The organism is Aquabacterium humicola, from assembly GCF_030167915.1.
Lineage (GTDB): Bacteria > Pseudomonadota > Gammaproteobacteria > Burkholderiales > Burkholderiaceae_C > Pseudaquabacterium > Pseudaquabacterium humicola.
The window spans coordinates 164,282-185,547 of sequence record NZ_JARGNB010000004.1; the positions used below are offsets into that span (position 1 = coordinate 164,282).

The window sequence follows — 21,266 nt, forward strand, 5'->3', positions numbered from 1 at the left end:
CATTTCGGAAGTTAATGGAATTCGAAGTTCGAAATACAGTCCGTGGATGCTGCCCAAGTCGCACCCGCCCGAAGCCGTGCTGTTCGATGCCTACGGCACGCTGTTCGACGTCTACAGCGTCGGGCTGCTGGCCGAGCAGCTCTTCCCGGGCCACGGCGACGCGCTGGCCACGCTGTGGCGCGACAAGCAGATCGAGTACACGCGGCTGGTCTCGATGAGTGGCCGCTACAAGCCGTTCTGGGAGCTCACCCGCGCCGGGCTGCGCTTCGCGGCGCTGAAGCTGGGGCTGGCACTGGGTCGCGAGGCCGAGGACCGGCTGATGAACCAGTACCGGCACCTGTCGGCCTTCCCCGAGAACCGCGACGTGCTGGCCGCATTGAAGGCCCGCGGCGTGCGCGCCGGCATCTTGAGCAACGGCGACCCCGAGATGCTGGCGGTGGCCGTCAGGAGCGCCGGCTTCGCCGAGCTGCTGGACTGCGTGCTCAGTGCCGACGCAGTGCAGCGCTTCAAGACCGACCCCGCGGTCTACGCGCTGGGCCCGGCCGCCTTCGGCCTGCCGGCGAAGAAGATCCTGTTCGTCTCCAGCAACGGCTGGGACGCGATCGGCGCCACCTGGTTCGGCTTCACGACCCTGTGGGTCAACCGCGCCGGCGCGCCGCTCGAACAGCTCGACACCGAGCCTTCGCGCATCGGCAGCAGCCTGCGCGACGTGCTGTCGTTCTTTCCCGCTTCCTGAACCTTCCCTTCTCCCGAGGACACCACCATGACCGCGCGCACCCGCTGCCACTCACTCCAGGTCGCGACCGAGCTGTACCGCTTCATCGAAGACCGCGTGCTGCCGGCCGTCGGCATCGCATCGACCACCTTCTGGCAGGGTTTCGATGCCATCGTGCGCGACCTGGCGCCGAAGAACGCGGCGCTGCTGGCCGAGCGCGACCGGCTGCAGGCGGCGCTCGACGAGTGGCACCGCGCGCACCCGGGCCCGATCGCCGACGCGGCGGCCTACCGCGGCTTCCTGGAGCAGATCGGCTACCTGCAGGCGCCGCCGGCCGGCGCGCGCGCGACCACCACCAACGTCGACGCCGAGCTCGCGCTGCAGGCGGGCCCGCAGCTGGTCGTGCCCATTCTGAATGCACGTTATGCACTGAACGCCGCGAACGCCCGCTGGGGCTCGCTGTACGACGCGCTGTACGGCACCGACGCGATCCCCGAGAGCGGGGGCGCCGAACGCGGCAGCACCTACAACCCGGTGCGCGGCGCACGGGTGATCGAGTTCGCGCGCAAGCTGCTCGACCAGGCCGCACCGCTGCACTGGGACGGCAAGGCGGCCTCGCACACCATCGCCACCGGCTACCGCATCGAGAACGGCCAGCTCGTCGTCTCGCTGCCGTGGGCGCGCCGTGCCACGCTGCTGGATGCCGCGCAACTCGTGGGTTATCAGGGTGACCCGGCAGCGCCGTCGTCGGTGCTGCTGAAGCACCACGGCCTGCACCTGGACATCCGCATCGACCGCGCGACGCCGATCGGCGCCAGCGACGCCGCCGGCGTCTCCGACATCGTGGTCGAGTCGGCGCTGTCGACCATCCTCGACCTGGAAGACTCCATCGCCGCCGTCGATGCCGAGGACAAGCTGCTGGCCTATACGAACTGGCTCGGCATCCTGCAGGGCACGCTGACCGAGAGCGTCAGCAAGGGCGGCAAGACCTTCACCCGCGGGCTGAACCCGGACCGCCGCTACACCGCGCCGAACGGCCAGGGCGAGGTGCGGCTGCACGGCCGCTCGCTGATGTTCGTGCGCAATGTCGGCCACCTGATGAGCAACCCGGCGATCCTGTGGGGCGCCGAGCAGCGCGAGATCCCCGAAGGCATCATGGACGCGGTGATCACGACGACGATCGCCCTGGTCGACCTGCAGCGCAAGGGCGCGCTTCCGAACGGAGACGGCATCGTCAACTCGCGCCAGGGCTCGGTCTACATCGTCAAGCCCAAGATGCACGGCCCGGCGGAAGTGGCCTTCGCCAGCGAGCTGTTCGGCCGCGTCGAGCAGCTGCTCGGCCTGCCCGAGGCCACCGTCAAGCTCGGCATCATGGACGAGGAACGCCGCACCAGCGTCAACCTGAAGGCCTGCATCTCCGCGGCGGCCAATCGCGTCGCGTTCATCAACACCGGCTTCCTCGACCGCACCGGCGACGAGATGCACACCGCGATGCTCGCCGGCCCGATGCTGCGCAAGGGCGACATGAAGTCCAGCGCCTGGATCCAGGCCTACGAGCGCAACAACGTGCTGGTGGGGCTGGGCATGGGCCTGCGCGGCCGCGCGCAGATCGGCAAGGGCATGTGGGCGATGCCCGACCTGATGGCCGCGATGCTCGAGCAGAAGATCGGCCACCCGAAGGCCGGCGCCAACACCGCCTGGGTGCCGAGCCCCACGGCCGCCACCTTGCATGCCCTGCACTACCACCAGGTCGACGTCGCCGCGGTCCAGCAGGAGCTCGAGAAGATCGATGCCGATGCCGAGCGCCCGGCCCTGCTCGCCGGGCTGCTGACGATCCCGGTCGTCGCCGAGGCGACCTGGTCCGACGCCGAGCGCCAGCAGGAGCTGGACAACAACGTGCAAGGCATCCTCGGTTATGTCGTGCGCTGGGTCGACCAGGGCGTCGGCTGCTCGAAGGTGCCGGACATCCACAACGTCGGGCTGATGGAAGACCGCGCGACCTTGCGCATCTCGAGCCAGCACATCGCCAACTGGCTGCAGCACGGCGTCGTGACCGAAGCCCAGGTGCGCGCGACCTTCGAGCGCATGGCCGCGGTGGTCGACCAGCAGAACGCCGGCGATGCGCTGTACCGGCCGATGACCGGCCACTTCGACTCCAGCTTCGCCTACCGCGCGGCACTGGACCTGGTGTTCAAGGGCAAGGAGCAGCCCTCGGGCTACACCGAGCCGCTGCTGCACGCCTGGCGGCAGAAGGTCAAGGCGCAGGCCTGACCCCCGAGGTTCCCCAGGCACGACGGTCGCGCGATCCACCACAATCGCGCGACCGATCCCCCTGGAGACCCCATGATCCGACGCGACTGGCTGCTGCACACGGCAGCCGCTGTGCTGCTGGCCACGAGCGGCAGTGCGGTCCTGGCGCAGGCCGCTGCGACCGCCACGGCACCGGCCGCCGCTACGGCGGTCAAACAGTACCCGCTGCGCGACTTCTTCAAGAATCCGCAGCAGGCCTACTTCCGGCTGTCGCCGGACGGCAGGCACCTGGGCTTCATGCAGCCGCACGAAGCGCGCATGAACATCTTCGTGCAGCCGATCGAGAAGGTCGGCACCAGCGAAGGCATCCGCCGGGTCACCGCCGAGACCGCGCGCGACATCCCGAACTTCTTCTTCAAGGGCCCGCGCCACGTGCTCTACACGAAGGACTTCGGCGGCGACGAGAACGACCACGTGGTGATCGCCGACATCGGCAGCGGTGCGGTGCGCGACCTGACGCCGCACGACGGCGTGCGCGCGATGATCCAGGACGCGCTGCCCGACGACGACGAGCACATCCTCGTCGCCCACAACAAGCGCGACAAGCGCATCTTCGACGTCTACCGCGTCAACATCCGCACCGGCGAGGAGAAGCTCGCGGCGCAGAACCCCGGCAACTTCACCGGCTGGGTGACCGACCATGCGGGCGCCATCCGCGGCGCCATCGCCAGCGATGGCGTGAACAGCTCGTTGTTCTACCGCGCGAATGAAGCGGAGCCCTTCAAGCCCATCGTCACCACCAACTTCCGCGAGCAGGTGGCGCCGGTGGGCTGGTCGGCCGACAACAAGACGATGGTCGTCTCGTCCAACCGTGGCCGCGACACGGCCGCGCTGTTCGAGTTCGACCCGGCTACCGCCAAGGAAGGCCGGCTGATCTTCGAACACCCGGTCGCCGACATCGAAGCCTACGGCTGGTCGCGCGCACGCAAGGTGCCGACGCACACCGTCGTCGATGTCGACAAGGCGCAGCCGGTGTTCTTCGACAAGACCTACGAACGCGCCTACCAGGCCTTGAAGCAGAAGCTGCCGGGCTACGAGGTCACGACGCAGTCGATGACCAAGGACGAGCAGTTGTGGATCGTCGCCGCCGCCAACGACCGCACGCCCGGCACGCGCTACCTGTACGACGTCCGGGCCGACAAGCTGACGAAGCTGGCCGACATCAACCCCTGGATCGCCGAGGCCGACATGGCCGAGGTCAGACCGGTGCAGTACACCGCGCGCGACGGGCTCCTGATCCGCGGTTATCTCACCCTGCCCAAGGGTCTGCCGCCGAAGAACCTGCCGGTGATCGTCAACCCCCACGGCGGCCCGTGGGCGCGCGACCGATGGGGCTACAGCCCCGAGGTGCAGTTCCTGGCCAACCGGGGCTACGCGGTGTTCCAGATGAACTTCCGCGGCTCGACCGGCTTCGGCCGGAAGTTCTGGGAGGCCTCGTTCAAGCAATGGGGCCTGGCGATGCAGGACGACATCACCGACGGCGTGCAGTGGCTGATCAAGGAAGGCATCGCCGACCCGAAGCGCATCGCCATCTACGGCGCCAGCTACGGCGGCTACGCGACGCTGTCGGGCATCACGCGCACGCCGGACCTGTACGCGGCCGCGGTGAGCTATGTCGGCGTCTCCAACATGTTCACGTTCCTGCGCTCGATACCGCCGTACTGGAAGCCCTTCCAGGAGATGATGAAGGAGATGATCGGCGACGAGGAGAAGGACCGCGCGCAGTTCACCGCCACCTCGCCGGCGCTGAATGCCGAGAAGATCAAGACGCCGCTGTTCGTCGCGCAGGGCGCGAAGGACCCGCGCGTCGTCAAGGCCGAGAGCGACCAGATGGTCGAGGCGCTGCGCAAGCGCGGCGTCGAGGTAGCCTACCTGGTCAAGGACAACGAAGGCCACGGCTTCCGCAACCAGGAGAACCAGTTCGAGTTCTACGAGGCGATGGAGAAGTTCCTGGCCGCGCATCTGAAGCGCTAGGAACCGACAGGAGCGCACGATGCAACCGGTGATCCGCAGCCTGCTCGAGACCGATCTCTACAAGTTCACGATGTGGCAGGCGATGCTGCATCGGCATCCGGCCGTGCAGGCGGAGTACGTGTTCGTGTGCCGCAACGCGCGCGACTACCCGCTGACGCACCTGATCGCCGAGATCGAGGAGCAGCTCGACCACCTGTGCACGCTGCGCTTCCAGCCCGACGAGCTGGACTACCTGGCGGGCCTGCGCTTCATCAAGAGCGACTTCGTCGACTTCCTGCGCATCTTCCAGTTCCAGCGCGACTTCATCACCGTGCGCGACAACGCCGGCACGCTGGAGATCGTCGCGCGCGGGCCGCAGGTGCACGTGATGGCCTTCGAGATCCACGTGCTGGCCATCGTCAACGAGCTGTACTTCCGGCACCTCGAGACACCGCAGGTCATCGCCGAGGGCCGGCGGCGGCTGGTCGAGAAGATCGGCCTGCTGCGCGACATCGCGCGCGAGCCGAAGCGCCGCCACCCGTTCGAGTTCTTCGACTTCGGCGTGCGGCGGCGCTTCTCCGGCGCCTGGCATCGCGAGGTGGTGCAGACGCTGGCGCGCGAAGTGCCGCAGTACTTCAAGGGCACCTCGAACGTGCTGCTGGCGCGCGACCTGAACCTGGTGCCCATCGGCACGATGGCGCACGAGTACCTGCAGATGCACCAGGCCACCGGCGTGCGGCTGCGCGACTTCCAGAAGGCGGCGCTCGAATCCTGGGTGCAGGAGTACCGCGGCGACCTCGGCATCGCGCTGACCGACGTCGTCGGCATGGACGCCTTCCTCGCCGACTTCGACCTCTACTTCGCCAAGCTCTTCGACGGGCTGCGCCACGACTCCGGCGAACCGGTCGCCTGGGGCGAGAAGGCGCTGGCGCACTACGCGAAGCTGCGCATCGACCCGCACACCAAGCGCCTGGTGTTCAGCGACAGCCTGACCCTGCCGAAGGCCTTCCGCCTGTACCGCCACTTCGCCGACCGCACGCAGTGCGGCTTCGGCATCGGCACCTACCTGACCAACGACGTGGGCCTGCACACGCTGCACATCGTGATGAAGCTGACGCAGTGCAACGGCCAGCCGGTGGCCAAGCTGTCGGACAGCCCCGGCAAAATCCTCTGCGAGGACCAGACCTTCCTGGCCTACCTGCGGCAGGTGTTCAACGTGCCGGTGGACCACCCGGGCAGCTGAACGTCCCGCGCGGCGCGCCGCGCCGCGCCGCTCACACCGCGTGGGCCCGCATGCGCCGGTGCGTGGCGCGCGCATACGGCACCCAGTCGTGCCGCGCCCAGCGGCGCCACATCAGCAGGCCGCGTATCCACTCGTCGGCCGCGTAGGCGATCCACACGCCCGGCAGGCCCCAGCCCAGCTGGGCGCCCAGCAGCCAGCTGCCGCCGGCCAGCACCAACGCCATCGACGCGGCCCCCGCCATCACCGGGTAACGTGCATCGCCGGTGGCCCGCAGGGCGTTGATCACCACCAGGTTGAAGGTGCGGCCCGGCTCGATCAGCACCGTCAGCCACAGCAGCGTCGCGCCGAGCGCGAGGATCGACTCGTCCTGCGTGAACAGGCCGAGCAGCCAGCGTCCGGCCAGCGCCGCCACCAGCGCGAGCCCGAAGCTGACGACGATGCCGCGGCCCAGCGCGCGCCGCACCAGCTTGTGCGCATCGTGCAGCTGGCCGGCGCCGATCTGATGCCCGACGACGATCTCCACCGCCAGCCCGGTGGCCAGGCCGAACAGCAGGATCACGTGCATCGCCTGCATCACATAGGCATGCGTGGCCAGCGCCTGCGCGCCGAACTGGCCGACCACCGCGATGCTGACCATGAAGGCCAGCCGCCAGCCCATGTTCTCGGCCGCGGCCGGCAGGCCGATGTGCAGCACCGCGCCGAGCTCCTCGCGCGGCAGCCGCACCCAGTCGGCCGCGCGGGGTTTCAGCTGCAGGCGCGCGCGCCACAGCAGCAGGTGCAGCGTGAAGCCGACGATGCGGCTGACCGCCAGCGCCATCGCGAAGCCGACGAGGCCGAAGGCGCTCATCGCCGGCACCACCAGCGCCAGGTGCACGGCGTGCATCGTGACGATGACGGCCAGCGTCTCGCGCGTGCGCAGGTGCGCGCGCAGTACGCTGGACATCGACGCGTTGTAGGCGTCGAGCAGCAGCGCCGGCGCCAGTGCGACGAGGAAGGGCCATGCCAGCGGCATCACGTCGGCCGGCGCGTTCATCAGCCGCAGCAGCGGGCCTGAGCCGGCCGCGGCGATCAGCGCGCCGGCGCCGCCGATCCAGCCGCTGGCGCCCAGCGTGGCCAGTGCCACCGCGTCGGCGCGGTCGCGCCGGCCGCCGCCCAGGTTCTGCGACACCACCACGCTGATGCCGGCGCCGACGACGCGGAACAGCAGGAACAACATCGCCGACACATGGTTGGCCAGCGAGAAGCCCGCGCCCGCCGCGTCCGACAGCCGTGCCGCCAGCACCGTGCCGACCACGCCGACGCCGATGCCCAGCAGCAGCTCGACGAGCAGCGGCCAGGCCAGGCTGGTCAGGCGGGGATTGGCGGCGGCGGTCGGCATGGTGGATGAAAGCGCTTTCTTATCTCCGAGCGCGCGATGCTAATCCAGTCCACCGGCGCCGCGCATCCGCCCCCCCGGTGGAGTCGACGGGCGGGACCGCTTGCGCGGACCGGCCGCATTCGCGGCAAGATCGGCGCATTCCCGATCCCGATCCTCCGGAGCCCCAACCGACCATGAAATACCTGCACACGATGGTGCGCGTCACCGACCTCGAGGCCTCGCTGCGCTTCTACCGCGATGCACTCGGCCTGGACGTGCTGTCGCACAAGGAAGTGCCGACCGGCCGCTACACGCTGGTGTTCCTCGCCGCACCCGGCGACCACCAGGCGCAGATCGAGCTGACCTTCAACTGGGACCCGGAGGTCTACGGCGGTGGCCGCAACTTCGGCCACGTCGCCTATGCGGTGGACGACATCTACGCCACCTGCCAGCGCCTGGTCGACCACGGCGTGACCATCAGCCGCCCGCCGCGCGACGGCCGCATGGCCTTCGTGCGCTCGCCGGACAACATCTCGATCGAGCTGCTGCAGGCGGGCACGCCGCTGGCGCCGGCCGAGCCGTGGGCGTCGATGCCGAACGTCGGCGCCTGGTAGCCCCCGCATCCACCCGCGAAGGCGATTGCCCATGGCCCTGCAGCAACTGGACGAGGAACAGATCCGCGACTGGAGCCGCGAGCAGAAGGACCGCTGGTGGTTCGAGAACGTCTTCCGCGGCGACATGCCGCAGCTGACCTTGCGCTCGGGCCTCACCGGCTTCCTGCTCGGCGGCGTGCTGGCAGCCACCGCGCTGTACATCGGCGCCAAGACCGGCATCGGCATCGGCGTCGGGCTGACCTCGGTGATCCTGGCCTTCGCGATCTACCGGCTGATGCACGGCATGGGGCTGGCGCAGGACTTCACGATCCTCGAGAACAACTGCACCCAGTCGATCGCCACCTCGGCCGGCTACGTGATCACGCCGCTGTACTCGAGCCTCGGCGCCTACATGCTGGTCACCGGCACCATCATCCCGTGGTGGCAGATGATGGTCTGGATGGTCGTGATCTCGATCATCGGCGTGCTGATCGCCTTCCCGATGAAGCGCCGCTTCATCAACGAGGACCAGCTACCCTTCCCCGAGGGCCGCGCCAGCGGCGTGGTGCTCGACTCGCTGTACTCCGGCCAGGCCGGCGCCGGCATGTTCAAGGCGCGGCTGCTGGCGATCACCGCCGCCGGCACCGCGGTGTACCAGGCGATGGTCAGCGACGGCTGGATGAACCTGATCCAGTTCAAGCTGCTGCGGCTGCACCAGTGGGCCGGGCTGAAAGAACCGTGGACCTTCCACGAGCGCCTGGACACCTACTACTACGAAGCCGCGGCGAAGCTCGCGTGGGCGACGCCGAAGATCCTCGGCACCGACCTGCGCGCGCTGGGCCTGCGGCTGACGCTGGACGCCGCGATGCTGGGCGTCGGCGGGCTGATGGGCATCGCGGTGGCGACCAGCGTGCTGCTGGGCGCCTTCATCAACTTCGTCATCCTCGCGCCGCTGATGATCCAGGCCGGCGACATCGTGCAGCGCATCTCGCCGTCGGGTGCGGTGGTGCCGATCTCGCGCGCCGAGATCGTCAACCAGTGGTCGATGTGGTGGGGCGTGACGATGATGGTGGTCGGCTCGCTGATCAGCCTGGGCGCGCGGCCGGAGCTTTTCAGCGCGGCGTTCAAGTCGGTCGGCAAGCGCAGCGGCCCGGCGCTGGCCAAGGGGGACGACCTGCTGCAGCACATCGAGCTGCCGCTGTGGGTCTCGTGGGTCGGTGTGCCGGTGTTCAGCGTGCTCGGCGCGTGGATCACGCATGCCTTCTTCGGCGTGCCCTGGGGCCTGGCGCTGGTGTCGCTGCCGCTGATCTTCGTGCTGACGGTGATCTGCACCAACTCGATGGCGCTGACCTCGTGGACGCCGACCGGCTCGCTGTCGAAGATCACCCAGTTCACCATCGGCGCGTTCGACCGCAGCAACCCGGCCAGCAACCTGCTGCCGGCGGGCATGACCAGCGAGATCGCGGCGAACGCCGCCAACCTGCTGTCGGACATCAAGCCCGGCTACATGCTGGGCGGCAAGCCGCGCCACCAGGCGATCGGCCATGTGATCGGCCTCTTCGCCGGCGTGATCGCCTGCGTGCCGCTGTACTTCCTGCTGTTCCTGCCGCCCGATGCGAGCGGCCAGCGCTCGACCGCGACGCTGATCTCCGATGCCTTCGCGTTCCCGTCGATCCTGCAGTGGAAGGGCGTGGCCGAGCTGATCGCCAAGGGTGTGCAAGGGCTGCCGGCGTCGGCGGTCACCGCGATGGTGGTGGCGGCCCTCGCCGCGGCAGCGATCGAGATCACCCGCATCGTCACCAAGGGCCGCTTCCCGCTGACCTCGGTGTCGATCGGCCTGGGCGTCGTGCTGCCGCCGGAGGCGACCTTCGCGATGTGGGTCGGCGCGCTGATCTTCTGGGGGATGGGCCTGCGCCACAAGGCGCCCGGCACGCGCGGTCACGCGGTGTGGGTCGAGGGCATGGAGCCGATCTGCGCCGGCTTGATCTCGGGCGCGGCGCTGATGGGCATCGCCAACGCGATCATCAACGTGATGATCGGCTGACGACCCTCAGACGGCGGTCAGCCCGCCGTCCACCGCCAGCGTCTGGCCGGTGACGAAGCTCGCCGCGTCCGACGCCAGCCACAGCACCGCCTGCGCGATCTCCTGCGGCTCGCCGATGCGGCCCATCGGCTGCGCGCGGTCGATAGCCTTCGCGCGCTGCGGCGCGCGTTCGAGCGCCCGCTCGAACATCGCGGTGCGGGTGATGCCGGGGCACACGGCGTTGATGCGGATGTTCTTGCGCGCGTATTCGGCCGCTGCGCTCTTCGTCAGGCCGACCACCGCGTGCTTGGTGCCCGCGTAGACGCTCTGCAGCGGCGCGCCGACCAGGCCGGCCACCGACGCGATGTTGACGATGCAGCCGCCGCCCTGCGCCAGCATCGGCGCCAGCGCGTGCTTCATGCACAACCACGTGCCCTTGACGTTCACCCGCATCAGGCGGTCGAACAGCGCCTCGTCGCCATCCGCCAGGCGGGTGTGCTCCTCCTCGATGCCGGCGTTGTTGACCAGCAGGTCGAGCCGGCCGTGCGTGGCGACGACCTGTTCGATCGCCCCGCGCACATCGTCGGCCGCGCCGACATCGGCCTGCAACGTGGTGATCGACAGCGACTGCTCGCGCAGCGCCTGCGCCGTGGCCGCGAGCGCGTCGGCCGACAGGTCCAGCGCGACCACGTGCGCACCGGCCGCGGCCAGCGCGCGGACGATCTCGCGGCCGATGCCGCCGCCGGCGCCGGTGACCAGGGCGACGCGGCCCGCCAAGGAGGAAGAAGTATTCATCGGCCGATCCTGCGGCAGTTGCCCGCACGGCGGCAGTCACCGCCGCGACGGCGGATTGGAGGATTCAGTCCACCGGCCGCGCCGCGAAGGTGGCATCGAAGACCGCCTCCAGCCCCGGATGCACGCCGCGCAGCCGGTCGACCACCTGCTTCGCCCAGTCGAAGTAGGCCTGGCGCCGTTCCAGCGGCCAGTCGGCCGGCGGCGAGGCGGCCACATCACGCAGGTTGCAGATCTTGTCGGCCAGCTTCACCAGCTGCGCGCGATCGCTCATCGTCGCCGCGTGCTCCACCTGCAGGCGCTTGCGCTCGGGCTTGGGCAGCGTCTTGTCGTCGGTGACCTCCATGACGACCGCGGCCACCTCCGCGCCAAACGCCGAAGCGAGCTCCTGCGCCGTCGTCTCGGTGTCCTCGACCGTGTCGTGCAGCAGCGCGGCGGCAAGCGTCACCGGGTCGTCGACGCCGCCCTCGTGCGCCAGCACCGCCGCCAGCGCCAGCGGGTGGTTGATGTACGGCGACGCGCCGGCATCCTTGCGCCGCTGGTTGCGGTGCTTGTGCGCGGCGAAGGCAGCGGCGCGCAGCACGGTGGCGAGGTCGGAGGCGGGGCGTCGTTCCATCATGGGGACCCGATTGAGCCGATCGGATGGTAGTGGATGGTCGGCTCGCCACCCCGCAAACCGGGGTTCTGCGGGCCTCTAAGATGCCGCCCGGGAGGAAACACATGAAAAAGACGATGTTCGCGCGCCTGGCGGCCCTGTGCGCGTTCGGCGCGGGGTCCGGCCTGCTGCACGCCCAGGTCAGCACCTACGACGCGACCAGCGGCGTGCTGACGATTCCATCGGTCAGCGTCGGCGGCACCAGCTACACGAACGTGACGCTGCAGGGCGATGCACAGATGGTCTTCGCGCTGCAGGGTGCGACGACGCAGACGCCGGCGGCGCCGGGGGTCGCGAGCTACAACGCCGCAACGAAGCTGCTGACGCTGCCGGCCGTGAAGGTCGGCGAGCTGACCTACGTGAACGTCACGCTGCGCGACACCGGCCAGTACCGGTTCACGCTTCAGGAGGCGACGCCGCTGGCGGCCGATACGCTCGCCGGTGTCAAGGCGCTGCTGGCGGCCATCGATGCGCAGTTCGCCACGCAGGTCCCGGGCGCGGCGCGCATGCAGCACGCCGACGCCTGCTATCTGCACGACGGCCGCAGCCGCGACTGGTTGATGGCCGAGAACGACGGCAACCCCGCGGCCCTGCAGGCGCGCGACGCCTACCGCATCGGCCAGCAGACCTTGAACGTCCAGGTGCTGGCCGTGCGCCAGCTGAGCAATGCCGACGGCAGCACGCGCGTCGAGGTCGACGTGCAATACGACCAGCGCTTCGTCGACGGATCGATGGACGTCCACGTGCGGCAGACGCTGGTCACCGGCAGCACGCACGGCACGCCGCGCTGCGCGACGCCGCAGAGCGGCTCGTCGTGGCGCCTGCTCGGCGACCAGCGACTGGTCTCGGTCGCGGTACGCGCGCGCAACCTGCGCACCGACATGTTCGACGCCACGCGCACGCCGCCGCTGACAACGACCACCTTCCGCCGCGAAGTCCGCTGGCTCATCAGCGATCCGATGGGCCATGCCCGATACGCGATCGTCACCGGCCCGCTGCTGATCGGCGGCAAGGTCTATCAGCGCTCGTTCAAGTTCCTGTCGCCCCGCGTGATGCGCAGCGCGCCGGAAATGAGCGGCAAGGTCGGCAACCACCTGAACTGGCGCGACGAGGACACCTTCCGCATCTGCGACGTGCAGGGCAATGCGTCGGGCACGCCGCCGTCGGCCGTCGCGGCCGACTGCGCCGGCTTCGGTGCGTCCAGCGACAACTGGGGCTTCAGCAGTTCGTCACCGAGCGCCAACGCGGACCTGACCTTCGCAAACCTCGGCATGGTGCCCGGCGCGACCTATGTGTTCGCGATCCATGACGACGACGGCTGGAAGACGGTGAACGGCCAGGCGGCCCGCACGCCGATCGCCACCTACACCGCCGTGCTCGACAAGCTGCCGTACAGCTTCGTCCAGATGGCCACCGCCGGGCCGCAGGGCGAGCGGCACCCACGCCTGAGCTTCGGCGGCCTGAGCCTGGCGCAGGTGCATGCCAACGCGATGAGCGTGACGCCGGCGCCGATGAACATGAGCTGGAACGCCCCCGCGGCCCCGGACGGCCGCGTATACCGCGTGCTGCAGGCGCACGAGTTCTTTTCGGGCCCGAAGCTCGGCAATGCCGCGGGCGTGCTCTACCCGGGCTATCGTCACCTGAAGTTGTCGTATCCCGCCAGCACGGCGACGTCGTTCAGCGGGATGCCCGTCACGCCGCTGCTGGCGGACATGGGCGGCAAGACCACCGTGGAGTTCGCGCTGCACTACGTCGATCGCAACGACAACGAAATCGCCGCCAGCGTCACGCTGCGCTGAACGTCAGCCCGTCACCTCGAACGCCTCGCCGGTCGCGAAGAACGCGCCGCCGGCGATGTAGTGCAGGCTCGGCGGCGCATCGGCGCGCCAGTGGCCGTTGCTGAACGCGCGCGGGTCGGCCCAGGCGGCGACCACCTCGCCGATGAAGAGGTCGTAGGCCTGCTCGTTGTGCGGCTCGGGAATCACGCGGCATTCCAGCCAGCCGAGGCAGCCGGCGAGCAGCGGTGCGGCGACCTTGGTCGCCGGCCAGGTGTCGAGCCGCAGCGCGTCGAACTTGTCGCCATCGCGGCCGGACTTCCGGCCCATCGCCAGCACCTGCGCGGCCTGCGCGCGGGCCGGCACGTTCAGCACGAACTCGCCGGACGCTTCGATCAGCCCGCGGCTGAAGGTGGTCTTGTCGATCACCACGCAGACCTTGGCCGGCGTGAAGTCCAGCGCCATGTTCCAGGACGCGGCCATCACGTTGCGGCGCCCGCCGTGCGCGCTGCTGACCAGCACCGTCGGGCCGTGGTTGATCAGCCGGTAGGCCTTCGGCAGCTCGACCGGTTCCATCACGACGGCATCGCTCACGCGGCGCTCCGCGGCTGCCGGCCGGTGACCGGGTAGATCGGATCGGTGTAGCCGTGCGTCGAGGCGTGGCCCGCCGGCACCAGGCCGCTGACGAAGGCTTCATCGTCGGCGCTGAGCGTCACCGCACGCGCGGCCAGGTAATCCTGCCACTGCGCCAGCGTGCGCGGGCCGCCGATCACGCCGTTGATCAGCCGGTTGTGCAGCACCCAGGCGATCGCCAAGGCGCTCGGTGCAATACCGCGCTCGGCCGCATGGGCCGCGAAGCGCTGCGACAGTGCCAGCGACTCGGCGCGGAACTCGGTCTGCAGCAGGCGCTTGTCGGATCGCGCGGCGCGCGTGCCGGCCTCGGGCGCCGCATCGGGCTTGTACTTGCCGGTCAGCACGCCGCGCGCCAGCGGGCTGTAGGCGACGACGCCCAGCCCGTAGTGCGCGCAGGCCGGCAGCAGTTCGGTCTCGATGCCGCGGCTCATCGCGTTGTAGGGCGGCTGGCAGACGATCGGCGGCGGCACGCCCATCGAGCGCGCCAGCTCGGCGATGCGGGCGATGCGCCAGGCGCGGAAGTTCGACACGCCCCAGTGCAGGATCTTGCCGTCGGCGATGAGCTTCGCGAGGCCGGCGAGCGTCTCCTCCATCGGCGTCGACTCGTCGTCGCGGTGCAGGTAGTAGACGTCGATCCAGTCGGTGGAGAGGCGCTTCAGGCTGGCGTCGCAGGCCATCATCAGCCAGCGCCGCGAGGTGCCGCGGTCGTTCGGCTCGGCGCTCATCGCATTGGCGAGCTTGCTGGCCAGTACCCAGCGCGAGCGGTCGCCGGTGATCAGCTGTCCGACGATGCGTTCGGACTCGCCGTTGGCATAGATGTCCGCGGTGTCGATGGCGTTCAGGCCCGCGTCGCGCGTCGCGGCGACGATGTTCGCGGCTTCGGCGGCGTCGGTCTGGTCGCCGAACATCATCGTGCCCAGCCACAGCGGCGAGGTCTTCAGGCCGCTGGCGCCGAGGTTCCGGTAGGGAGGCAGGGTGGAGTCCATCGCCACATCGTAGCGACGGCGCCCGGACCTTCCGTCAAACCCCCGCTTTCGCCAGGACCACCACCGACACCCCGCGCGCGCGCTGCAGCGCATCGGCGTTCTGGTACGAATGCGGCAGGTTGCCCGGGAAGGCCAGCACCTCGCCGGGCGCCAGCTCGAAGCGGTCGCCGGCCACCATCAGGATCACGCGGCCGTCGAGGCAGGTGAAGAACTCGCGCGTGCCCGGCAGGTGCGGCGTGCCGCCCATCACCGCGCCGGGCTCGAAGTCCATCAGCTCCATCATCTCGTCGGGCACCGGCTCGGGCACCAGGTCGCGCACCTGCACGCCGCGGCCCTTGTGGCGCGGCGCCACCGCGTCGGCCGGCCAGTGGCGCACCAGTGCGCGCGGCGCGGCCAGCAGTTCGTCGATCGGCACCGCCAGCGCGCCGGCCACCTTCACCAGCACCGCGAGCGACGGGTTGCCGTCGCCGGACTCGAGGTTGGCGATGGTCGAGCGCGGCACCGAGGCGGCGCGCGCGAGCTCCTGCTGCGTCAGCGCGCGGGCATGGCGCAGCGCGCCGAGGTTGCGCGCGAGGTGCGAGGCGGTGCGGTCGTCCGAGGCCATCCACGGATTGTTGTCCAGCGCATCGATCTTCCGCCAATGCGTCGGACATCCGGCTCGCGATGCAGGCTGCCGCGGCCTACCGTTGCGTCACACCAGGAGCCACAGCCATGAATACCACCACCTCCCCCCTCGCCGGCCTGCGCATCGTGCTGACCGGCGGCACCTCCGGCCTCGGCCTGGCACTGCTGAAAGCGCTGCGCCAGCGCGGCGCGCACGTGGCCTTCGTCGCCCGCAACGCCGAGCGCGTGCGCGCCGTCGCCGCCGCGCACCCGGGCACGCACGGCGTCGCGGGCGACGTCGCCGACAAGCAGCAGATCCATGCGCTCGCGCTGCAGCTGGCCGGTGTGCTGGGCGGCGTCGACGTGCTGATCCACAACGCGTCCAGCCTCGGTCCCGTGCCGCTGAAGCCGCTGGCCGACACCGAGTGCGAGCAGTTCGACGACGCGCTGGCGACCAATGTGCTCGGCCCCTTCCGGCTGACGCGCGCGCTGCTCGGCAGCCTGGCGGCATCGGCGCGCGACGGCCGCGCGGCGCGGGTGCTGTTCATCGGCAGCGACGCCGGCCTCAACGCCTATGCGAACTGGGGCGCGTACGGCGCCAGCAAGGCCGCGGCCCGCCACATGGCGGCGATCTGGGATCAGGAGCTCGAAGCGCTCGGCATCCGCGTGCTGGAGCTCGACCCCGGCGACATGGACACACCACTGCACGCCGCCGCGGTGCCGGACGCCGACCCGGCGAGCTTGCAGCGACCGGCCGATGCCGCCGACAAGGTGATCGCGCGCCTCGAAGCCTCGATCGCCGGCACCGCCGCGGCGCCACCGGCCGCGCCCACGCTCGACGACGTCGACCACCTGCACGTCTACGTGCGGGATCGCGCCGCGGCCGAAGCCTGGTACCGCGACGTGCTGGGGCTCGCCCGCATCGACGCGCTCGCGCACTGGGCCCGCGACGGTGGCCCGCTGACGATCGCCAATGCCGGCGGCTCGATCCACCTCGCGCTGTTCGAGCAGCCGCCGCAAGCGGGCAACCGTTCGACGCTCGCGCTGTCGACCAGCGCCGGCGGCTTCGTCGCGTGGCGCCGCCGCCTCGCCGCAGCGCTCGGCGAGGCGCCGCGCGCGGTCGACCACGGCCAATCGTGGTCGCTGTACTTCCGCGATCCGGACGGCAACCCGTACGAGATCACGACCTACGAGCACGCGGCGGCGGCCGCCGCGTTGAACGCGGCGGAGGGCGCCCGATGACACCCGCCACGCAAGCAGTCCAGCGCCCGGCCGATGCGCGCCTGCTGCGCATCGACGCGCGTGGCCGCCTCGACCACCACGCGCGCCACACCCTGCCCGCGCTGCTCGCACCGGGCGACCTGCTGGTCGCCAACGACGCGGCCACGCTGCCGGCCAGCCTGCACGGCGTGCATGGCCGCACCGGCCGGCCGATCGAAGTACGGCTCGCCGGCCGGCCGACGCTGGCCGTCGACGCGGTGAAGGAATTCGCCGCGGTGGTCTTCGGCGAGGGCGACCACCGCACCCGCACCGAAGATCGCCCGCCGCCACCACCGCTGCAGCCGGACGACCTGCTGCTGTTCGGCTGCGGCACCGATGTCCTGCGCGCACGGGTCAAGACGCTGCTTGGCCATGCCCGCCTCGTGCAGATCCGCTTCGACGGCACGCCGGAGGCGATCTGGCGCGGCCTGGCGCGCCACGGCAAGCCGGTGCAGTACGCGCACCTGGCTGAGCCGATCGCGCTGTGGGACAGCTGGACCCGCATCGCCGCGCAGCCGGTGGCCTTCGAGCCGCCGTCGGCCGGCTTCCTGCTCGACTGGGCGATGCTCGACGCGCTGCGGGCTCGAGGCATCGGCTTCGCGACCCTGACGCATGCCGCCGGCCTGTCGTCGACCGGCGACGCCGCGCTCGACGCCCGCCTGCCGCTGCCCGAGCCCTACCACCTGCCGGCCGCGACGGTGGCGGCGATCGAACGCACGCGCCGCGACGGTGGCCGCGTGGTCGCGCTCGGCACGACGGTGACACGGGCGCTGGAACACGCGGCATCGACCGGACCGCTGCGCGCCGGCGAAGGGCTGGCCGACAACCGGCTCGGCCCCGGCAGCGTGCTGCGCGTGGTCGACGCGCTGGTCAGCGGCACGCACGAGCCGGGCACCAGCCACCACCGGCTGCTCAGCGCCTTCGCCGGCGCGGCGACGCTGGACCGGCTGGACACCGCGCTCGCGCTCGGCGGCTACCGCGGCCACGAGTACGGCGACTCGGTGCTGCTGTGGCGCGCCGCGGGTGCCGGTGCCGAAGGTCACCCCACCGGCGACGGGGCCGGCGCAGCGTGCAGAACGCACAGCACGCCTGGCGTCATCCGACTACAAACGAAACCAGGGGCGGATGCCGACGCAGCCGTTCTGAAACCCCGCCAGCCCACAGTCCCCACCATCGCCTGATCCCGGAGTGCCGCCATGAACCCGCATGCGCTGACCAACCTGCCGCCCGGCATGCTGGGCCAGCTCCGCCACACGATGAATGCCGAGTCCACGCAGACGGTCGGCGGGCTGCTGCCCGGCGAACGCAGCCTGGTGCTGGCCATCGCGCTGGTGGCCGCGTGCGCGGCGTTCGTGTTGTGCCTGCACGGATGAGCGCCGCGATGAATCGCCTCGCCTGGCTGGTGCGCCGGGCGCCGTCGGCCTTGCTCGCGCTGGTGTGTGCCAGCGCCGGTGCACAGGCCGCGCCGCTGCCGCCGCTGTTCCCGATCCGCCTCGGCGACCTGCACGGCCTGATCGACCTCGACGGCCGCGAGGTGCTCGCCGCCGAGTACACCGAGGTGCGCATCGGCGCGCCGCTGGTGATGGTGCGCAAGGGCTACCGCACCGCGTATGCCGACGCCACCGGGCGCTTCGTCATCGAGCCGCAGGACGAGCTCTCTCAGCCCTTCGCCGACGGCCTGGTGCCGATGCGCGGCAAGGATGCGCAGGGCAAGCTGCGCTGGGGTTATGTGGACGCGCAGCGCCAGTGGGTCATCGCGCCGGCCTTCGACGATGCCGGCGGCTTCGCCGACGGCCTCGCGGTGGTCGGCCTCGCCGACGCCTGGGGCACGATGAAGTTCGGCGCCATCGACAAGCGCGGCAAGCTGGTGCTGCCGGCCACGCACGACAAGCTGCTGCCGCCCGGCGGCGGCCTGGTGCGCGCCGAGTCGAAGGAGCGCCGCCACCGCGTCTTCGATGCGCAGGGCCGCGACGTGACGCCGCCCGGCATCGACTTCGTCGGCATCGCCAGCGACGGCATGGTGCGCGTCTGGGCCGGCCGGCTGCAGGGCTTCATGAGCACCACCGGCCAGCTGGTGGTGCCGCCGGTGTTCCAGCAGGCCAGCGACTTCAAGGAAGGCTTCGCCCGCGTCTGGATCGACGGCAAGTACGGCTACATCGACAAGCGCGGCACGCAGGTGATTGCGCCGCGCTACGAGACCGCCGAGGACTTCTCCGACGGCCTCGCGCTGGTCAAGCTCAACGGCCAGGCGATGTTCGTCGACGGCGCCGGCCGGCCCGTGCTGCAGCCGGAAGCCGAGCGCGTGTGGCCGTTCTCGCAGGGGCTGGCGCCCATCAAGGTCGGCGGCAAGCACGGCTACATCGACAAGCGCGGCAAGCTGGTCATCGAGCCGCAGTTCAGCTTCGCGCGGCCGTTCAACAACGGCCTGGCCTATGTCGGCCAGGGCCGCATGAGCGGCTACATCCGGCCCGACGGCAAGTTCGTCTGGCAGACGGACCGTTAGCCCGGCTGCACCCGGCCTGCGCGGCCGGGCTGCCCGCCCTCACTTGTGCTTCGTGACGACGCGGTCGAACACGCCGCCGTCGGCGAAGTGCGTCTTCTGCGCCGCCGCCCAACTGCCGAACACGCTGTCGAGCGTGAAGAGCGTGAGCTTCGGGAACTGCTGGCCGAACTTGGCCGCCGCCTTGGCATCGACCGGCCGGTAGTAGTTCTGGCCGGCGATGTCCTGGCCTTCGGGGGAGTACAGGTACTCGAGGTAGGCCTGCGCGACGGCGCGCGTGCCCTTCTTGTCGACCACCTTGTCGATCACCGCGACCGGCGGCTCGGCCAGGATAGAGACCGACGGCGCGACGATGTCGAACTTGCCCGGCCCCAGTTCCTTCAGCGCCAGCAGCGCCTCGTTCTCCCAGGCCAGCAGCACGTCGCCGAGGTTGCGCTCGACGAAGGTGACGGTCGAGCCGCGCGCGCCGGAATCGAGCACCGGCACGTTGCCGAAGAGCTTCTGCACGAACTCCTGGGCCTTGTCGTCGCTGCCGTACTTCTTCTTCGCGTAGCCCCAGGCGGCCAGGTAGTTCCAGCGCGCGCCGCCCGAGGTCTTCGGGTTCGGCGTGATGACGCCGATGCCGGGCTTCACCAGGTCGTCCCAGTCCTTGATGCCCTTCGGGTTGCCCTTGCGAACCAGGAACACGATGGTCGAGGTGTACGGCGCGCTGTTGTGCGGCAGGCGCTTCTGCCAGTCGGCCGGCAGCAGCTTGCCGATCTTCGAGATCTCGTCGATGTCGTAGGCCAGCGCCAGCGTCACGACGTCGGCGTCGAGCCCGTCGATCACCGTGCGCGCCTGCTTGCCCGAGCCGCCGTGCGACTGCTTGACCGCGACGGTGTCGCCGGTCTTGGCCTTCCAGTGCGCGGCGAAGGCCTTGTTGAAGTCCTGGTACAGCTCGCGCGTCGGGTCGTAGGACACGTTGAGCAGCGCCACGTCCTTGGCGGCGGCGCCGAGGGTGGTGGCCGCGAGGGCGGCGGCCAGCAGCAGGCGGCGCGGGAGAGCGAATCGGGTCATCGGAGGTCCGGGGAAGGTGCGATCGATGGCCGTGATGCTAGGAAGCCCGGCTCATTTGGCGAACGAATGAAAGCTTCGTTGCTCATGCGACGAACGAGGGAAGGCGGCTTCGGCCGCCTCGATCGTCCGCTGGCGCTGCTGCTGCGCCAGGCGCTGCTGCATCGCCAGCGCCCAGCGCCGCGCGAGCGGCAGCGGCCCGAAGCCGGCTTCGGCATTGATGTGGCCGGCCTCGCCCAGGTTGACCCACTGGCAGCCCCAGCGCCCGGCCCAGCGCTGCGCGCTGCCGGCGCTCATCCACGGGTCGTTCTGGCTGCCCACCAGCATCGCCGGCAGGCCGAGCGGGCGCTGCGGCAGCGCGTCGGCCAGGCCGAAGCGGTCCGGCTCGGCGGGTGCGACCAGCAGCACGGCGCGGATCGGCGAGTGCGGTCCCGCTGCGACGCTGCGCGCGAGGTGGTGCACCAGCGCCAGGCAGCCGAAGCTGTGCGCCGCGGCGATCCACGGCCCGCCACCGCCGGCGCGCTCCAGCGTCGCGTCGATGCGCGCGCTCCAGCGCTCGAGGTCCGGCATGTGCCAGTCGCGCTGCGCGACGCGCGCGCTCGGCCGCCAGCTCGCCTGCAGCCAGCTCTGCCAGTGAGCCGGCCCGCTGTCGTGCAGGCCCGGCACGATCAGCAGCCGCGGTGTCTGCGCGGCGGCCGGCCGGCAGAACAGCTCCGCGGCGCCGCCGTCGTCATCGTCGTCGTCGAACGTTCCGCCGGTCATCGCGGCACCCCTGGTCGAATCTCGATGCGGCGAGTGTTGGCCGCGGCGCGCGC

The 21,266-nt window shown here is 70.6% G+C and carries 19 protein-coding genes; 11 read left to right on the forward strand and 8 right to left on the reverse strand.

Annotated features, from left to right (window positions below; all coding sequences use genetic code 11):
- Window positions 1–46: 46 nt before the first annotated feature.
- From P1K89_RS19605 to pncB, 4 genes are all read left to right on the forward strand, one after another.
- Window positions 47–736 (forward strand): haloacid dehalogenase type II, encoded by a 690-nt coding sequence (locus P1K89_RS19605; protein WP_284618187.1) that lies wholly within the window; start codon window positions 47–49, stop codon window positions 734–736.
- A gap of 27 nt (window positions 737–763) precedes the next feature.
- Entirely contained in the window at window positions 764–2,986 is a 2,223-nt protein-coding gene (locus tag P1K89_RS19610) for a malate synthase G (RefSeq protein WP_284618188.1), read from the forward strand.
- Between the two features lie 114 nt (window positions 2,987–3,100).
- The gene (locus P1K89_RS19615; RefSeq protein WP_439898016.1) at window positions 3,101–4,999 is read left to right on the forward strand and encodes a S9 family peptidase; all 1,899 of its coding nucleotides are present in this window, start codon (window positions 3,101–3,103) and stop codon (window positions 4,997–4,999) included.
- 19 nt (window positions 5,000–5,018) lie between these two features.
- On the forward strand, window positions 5,019–6,221 hold the full coding sequence (pncB, locus tag P1K89_RS19620) for a nicotinate phosphoribosyltransferase (protein WP_284618190.1): 1,203 nt from the start codon (window positions 5,019–5,021) through the stop codon (window positions 6,219–6,221).
- Between the two features lie 31 nt (window positions 6,222–6,252).
- On the opposite strand, the gene P1K89_RS19625 is transcribed toward pncB, so the two are convergent.
- Window positions 6,253–7,599 carry an MATE family efflux transporter gene (locus P1K89_RS19625; RefSeq protein WP_284618191.1) on the reverse strand — a complete coding sequence of 449 codons (1,347 nt, stop codon included), beginning with the start codon at window positions 7,597–7,599 and terminating at the stop codon, window positions 6,253–6,255.
- 173 nt (window positions 7,600–7,772) lie between these two features.
- Here P1K89_RS19625 and P1K89_RS19630 point away from each other — a divergent pair, with 173 nt between their 5' ends.
- Together P1K89_RS19630 and P1K89_RS19635 are read left to right on the forward strand one after the other, a co-directional pair.
- A complete protein-coding gene (locus P1K89_RS19630; RefSeq protein WP_284618192.1) occupies window positions 7,773–8,192 on the forward strand; it encodes a VOC family protein in 420 nt (139 codons plus the stop codon).
- Between the two features lie 31 nt (window positions 8,193–8,223).
- Entirely contained in the window at window positions 8,224–10,215 is a 1,992-nt protein-coding gene (locus tag P1K89_RS19635; protein ID WP_284618193.1) for an OPT family oligopeptide transporter, read from the forward strand.
- Window positions 10,216–10,221: 6 nt separating this feature from the next.
- Here the strand turns inward: P1K89_RS19635 and P1K89_RS19640 are convergent, their stop codons facing one another.
- A complete protein-coding gene (locus P1K89_RS19640; RefSeq protein ID WP_284618194.1) occupies window positions 10,222–10,989 on the reverse strand; it encodes a glucose 1-dehydrogenase in 768 nt (255 codons plus the stop codon).
- Between the two features lie 64 nt (window positions 10,990–11,053).
- Entirely contained in the window at window positions 11,054–11,602 is a 549-nt protein-coding gene (locus P1K89_RS19645; protein ID WP_284618195.1) for an HD domain-containing protein, read from the reverse strand.
- Window positions 11,603–11,706: 104 nt separating this feature from the next.
- Here P1K89_RS19645 and P1K89_RS19650 point away from each other — a divergent pair, with 104 nt between their 5' ends.
- Window positions 11,707–13,440, forward strand: coding sequence for a hypothetical protein (locus P1K89_RS19650; RefSeq protein WP_284618196.1), 1,734 nt, complete (start codon window positions 11,707–11,709; stop codon window positions 13,438–13,440).
- A 3-nt stretch (window positions 13,441–13,443) separates the two neighbouring features.
- Here P1K89_RS19650 and P1K89_RS19655 read toward each other — a convergent pair whose 3' ends face one another.
- From P1K89_RS19655 to P1K89_RS19665, 3 genes are read right to left on the reverse strand one after another with little or no spacing between them, the layout of a single operon-like run.
- Complete coding sequence (locus P1K89_RS19655; RefSeq protein WP_284618518.1) at window positions 13,444–13,992, reverse strand: flavin reductase family protein; 549 nt, start codon at window positions 13,990–13,992, stop codon at window positions 13,444–13,446.
- A gap of 14 nt (window positions 13,993–14,006) precedes the next feature.
- Window positions 14,007–15,035 (reverse strand): aldo/keto reductase, encoded by a 1,029-nt coding sequence (locus tag P1K89_RS19660; protein WP_284618197.1) that lies wholly within the window; start codon window positions 15,033–15,035, stop codon window positions 14,007–14,009.
- A gap of 34 nt (window positions 15,036–15,069) precedes the next feature.
- On the reverse strand, window positions 15,070–15,639 hold the full coding sequence (locus tag P1K89_RS19665; RefSeq protein WP_284618198.1) for a helix-turn-helix domain-containing protein: 570 nt from the start codon (window positions 15,637–15,639) through the stop codon (window positions 15,070–15,072).
- Window positions 15,640–15,746: 107 nt separating this feature from the next.
- Here P1K89_RS19665 and P1K89_RS19670 point away from each other — a divergent pair, with 107 nt between their 5' ends.
- From P1K89_RS19670 to P1K89_RS19685, 4 genes are read left to right on the forward strand one after another with little or no spacing between them, the layout of a single operon-like run.
- A complete protein-coding gene (locus P1K89_RS19670) occupies window positions 15,747–16,880 on the forward strand; it encodes an SDR family NAD(P)-dependent oxidoreductase (RefSeq protein ID WP_284618199.1) in 1,134 nt (377 codons plus the stop codon).
- Window positions 16,877–18,079, forward strand: a complete 1,203-nt coding sequence (locus P1K89_RS19675) for an S-adenosylmethionine:tRNA ribosyltransferase-isomerase (protein WP_284618200.1) — start codon at window positions 16,877–16,879, stop codon at window positions 18,077–18,079. The genes P1K89_RS19670 and P1K89_RS19675 overlap by 4 nt, the downstream gene beginning before the upstream one ends.
- Before the next feature lie 15 nt (window positions 18,080–18,094).
- Window positions 18,095–18,271, forward strand: a complete 177-nt coding sequence (locus tag P1K89_RS19680; RefSeq protein WP_284618201.1) for a hypothetical protein — start codon at window positions 18,095–18,097, stop codon at window positions 18,269–18,271.
- 8 nt (window positions 18,272–18,279) lie between these two features.
- A complete protein-coding gene (locus tag P1K89_RS19685; protein WP_284618202.1) occupies window positions 18,280–19,401 on the forward strand; it encodes a WG repeat-containing protein in 1,122 nt (373 codons plus the stop codon).
- A 39-nt stretch (window positions 19,402–19,440) separates the two neighbouring features.
- Here P1K89_RS19685 and P1K89_RS19690 read toward each other — a convergent pair whose 3' ends face one another.
- Both P1K89_RS19690 and P1K89_RS19695 read right to left on the reverse strand, forming a co-directional pair.
- Window positions 19,441–20,454, reverse strand: coding sequence for a sulfate ABC transporter substrate-binding protein (locus tag P1K89_RS19690; RefSeq protein WP_284618203.1), 1,014 nt, complete (start codon window positions 20,452–20,454; stop codon window positions 19,441–19,443).
- A 51-nt stretch (window positions 20,455–20,505) separates the two neighbouring features.
- Window positions 20,506–21,213 (reverse strand): RBBP9/YdeN family alpha/beta hydrolase, encoded by a 708-nt coding sequence (locus tag P1K89_RS19695; protein WP_284618204.1) that lies wholly within the window; start codon window positions 21,211–21,213, stop codon window positions 20,506–20,508.
- Window positions 21,214–21,266 lie beyond the last annotated feature (53 nt).

What these genes read in the sequence shown, in the direction of transcription:
- P1K89_RS19605 (WP_284618187.1), top strand. Translation starts at nt 47, where the DNA reads ATGCTGCCCAAGTCGCACCCGCCCGAAGCCGTGCTGTTCGATGCCTAC.
- P1K89_RS19610 (WP_284618188.1), top strand. Translation starts at nt 764, where the DNA reads ATGACCGCGCGCACCCGCTGCCACTCACTCCAGGTCGCGACCGAGCTG.
- pncB (WP_284618190.1), top strand. Translation starts at nt 5,019, where the DNA reads ATGCAACCGGTGATCCGCAGCCTGCTCGAGACCGATCTCTACAAGTTC.
- P1K89_RS19625 (WP_284618191.1), bottom strand. Translation starts at nt 7,599, where the DNA reads ATGCCGACCGCCGCCGCCAATCCCCGCCTGACCAGCCTGGCCTGGCCG.
- P1K89_RS19630 (WP_284618192.1), top strand. Translation starts at nt 7,773, where the DNA reads ATGAAATACCTGCACACGATGGTGCGCGTCACCGACCTCGAGGCCTCG.
- P1K89_RS19635 (WP_284618193.1), top strand. Translation starts at nt 8,224, where the DNA reads ATGGCCCTGCAGCAACTGGACGAGGAACAGATCCGCGACTGGAGCCGC.
- P1K89_RS19640 (WP_284618194.1), bottom strand. Translation starts at nt 10,989, where the DNA reads ATGAATACTTCTTCCTCCTTGGCGGGCCGCGTCGCCCTGGTCACCGGC.
- P1K89_RS19645 (WP_284618195.1), bottom strand. Translation starts at nt 11,602, where the DNA reads ATGGAACGACGCCCCGCCTCCGACCTCGCCACCGTGCTGCGCGCCGCT.
- P1K89_RS19650 (WP_284618196.1), top strand. Translation starts at nt 11,707, where the DNA reads ATGAAAAAGACGATGTTCGCGCGCCTGGCGGCCCTGTGCGCGTTCGGC.
- P1K89_RS19655 (WP_284618518.1), bottom strand. Translation starts at nt 13,992, where the DNA reads ATGGAACCGGTCGAGCTGCCGAAGGCCTACCGGCTGATCAACCACGGC.
- P1K89_RS19660 (WP_284618197.1), bottom strand. Translation starts at nt 15,035, where the DNA reads ATGGACTCCACCCTGCCTCCCTACCGGAACCTCGGCGCCAGCGGCCTG.
- P1K89_RS19665 (WP_284618198.1), bottom strand. Translation starts at nt 15,639, where the DNA reads ATGGCCTCGGACGACCGCACCGCCTCGCACCTCGCGCGCAACCTCGGC.
- P1K89_RS19670 (WP_284618199.1), top strand. Translation starts at nt 15,747, where the DNA reads ATGAATACCACCACCTCCCCCCTCGCCGGCCTGCGCATCGTGCTGACC.
- P1K89_RS19675 (WP_284618200.1), top strand. Translation starts at nt 16,877, where the DNA reads ATGACACCCGCCACGCAAGCAGTCCAGCGCCCGGCCGATGCGCGCCTG.
- P1K89_RS19680 (WP_284618201.1), top strand. Translation starts at nt 18,095, where the DNA reads ATGAACCCGCATGCGCTGACCAACCTGCCGCCCGGCATGCTGGGCCAG.
- P1K89_RS19685 (WP_284618202.1), top strand. Translation starts at nt 18,280, where the DNA reads ATGAATCGCCTCGCCTGGCTGGTGCGCCGGGCGCCGTCGGCCTTGCTC.
- P1K89_RS19690 (WP_284618203.1), bottom strand. Translation starts at nt 20,454, where the DNA reads ATGACCCGATTCGCTCTCCCGCGCCGCCTGCTGCTGGCCGCCGCCCTC.
- P1K89_RS19695 (WP_284618204.1), bottom strand. Translation starts at nt 21,213, where the DNA reads ATGACCGGCGGAACGTTCGACGACGACGATGACGACGGCGGCGCCGCG.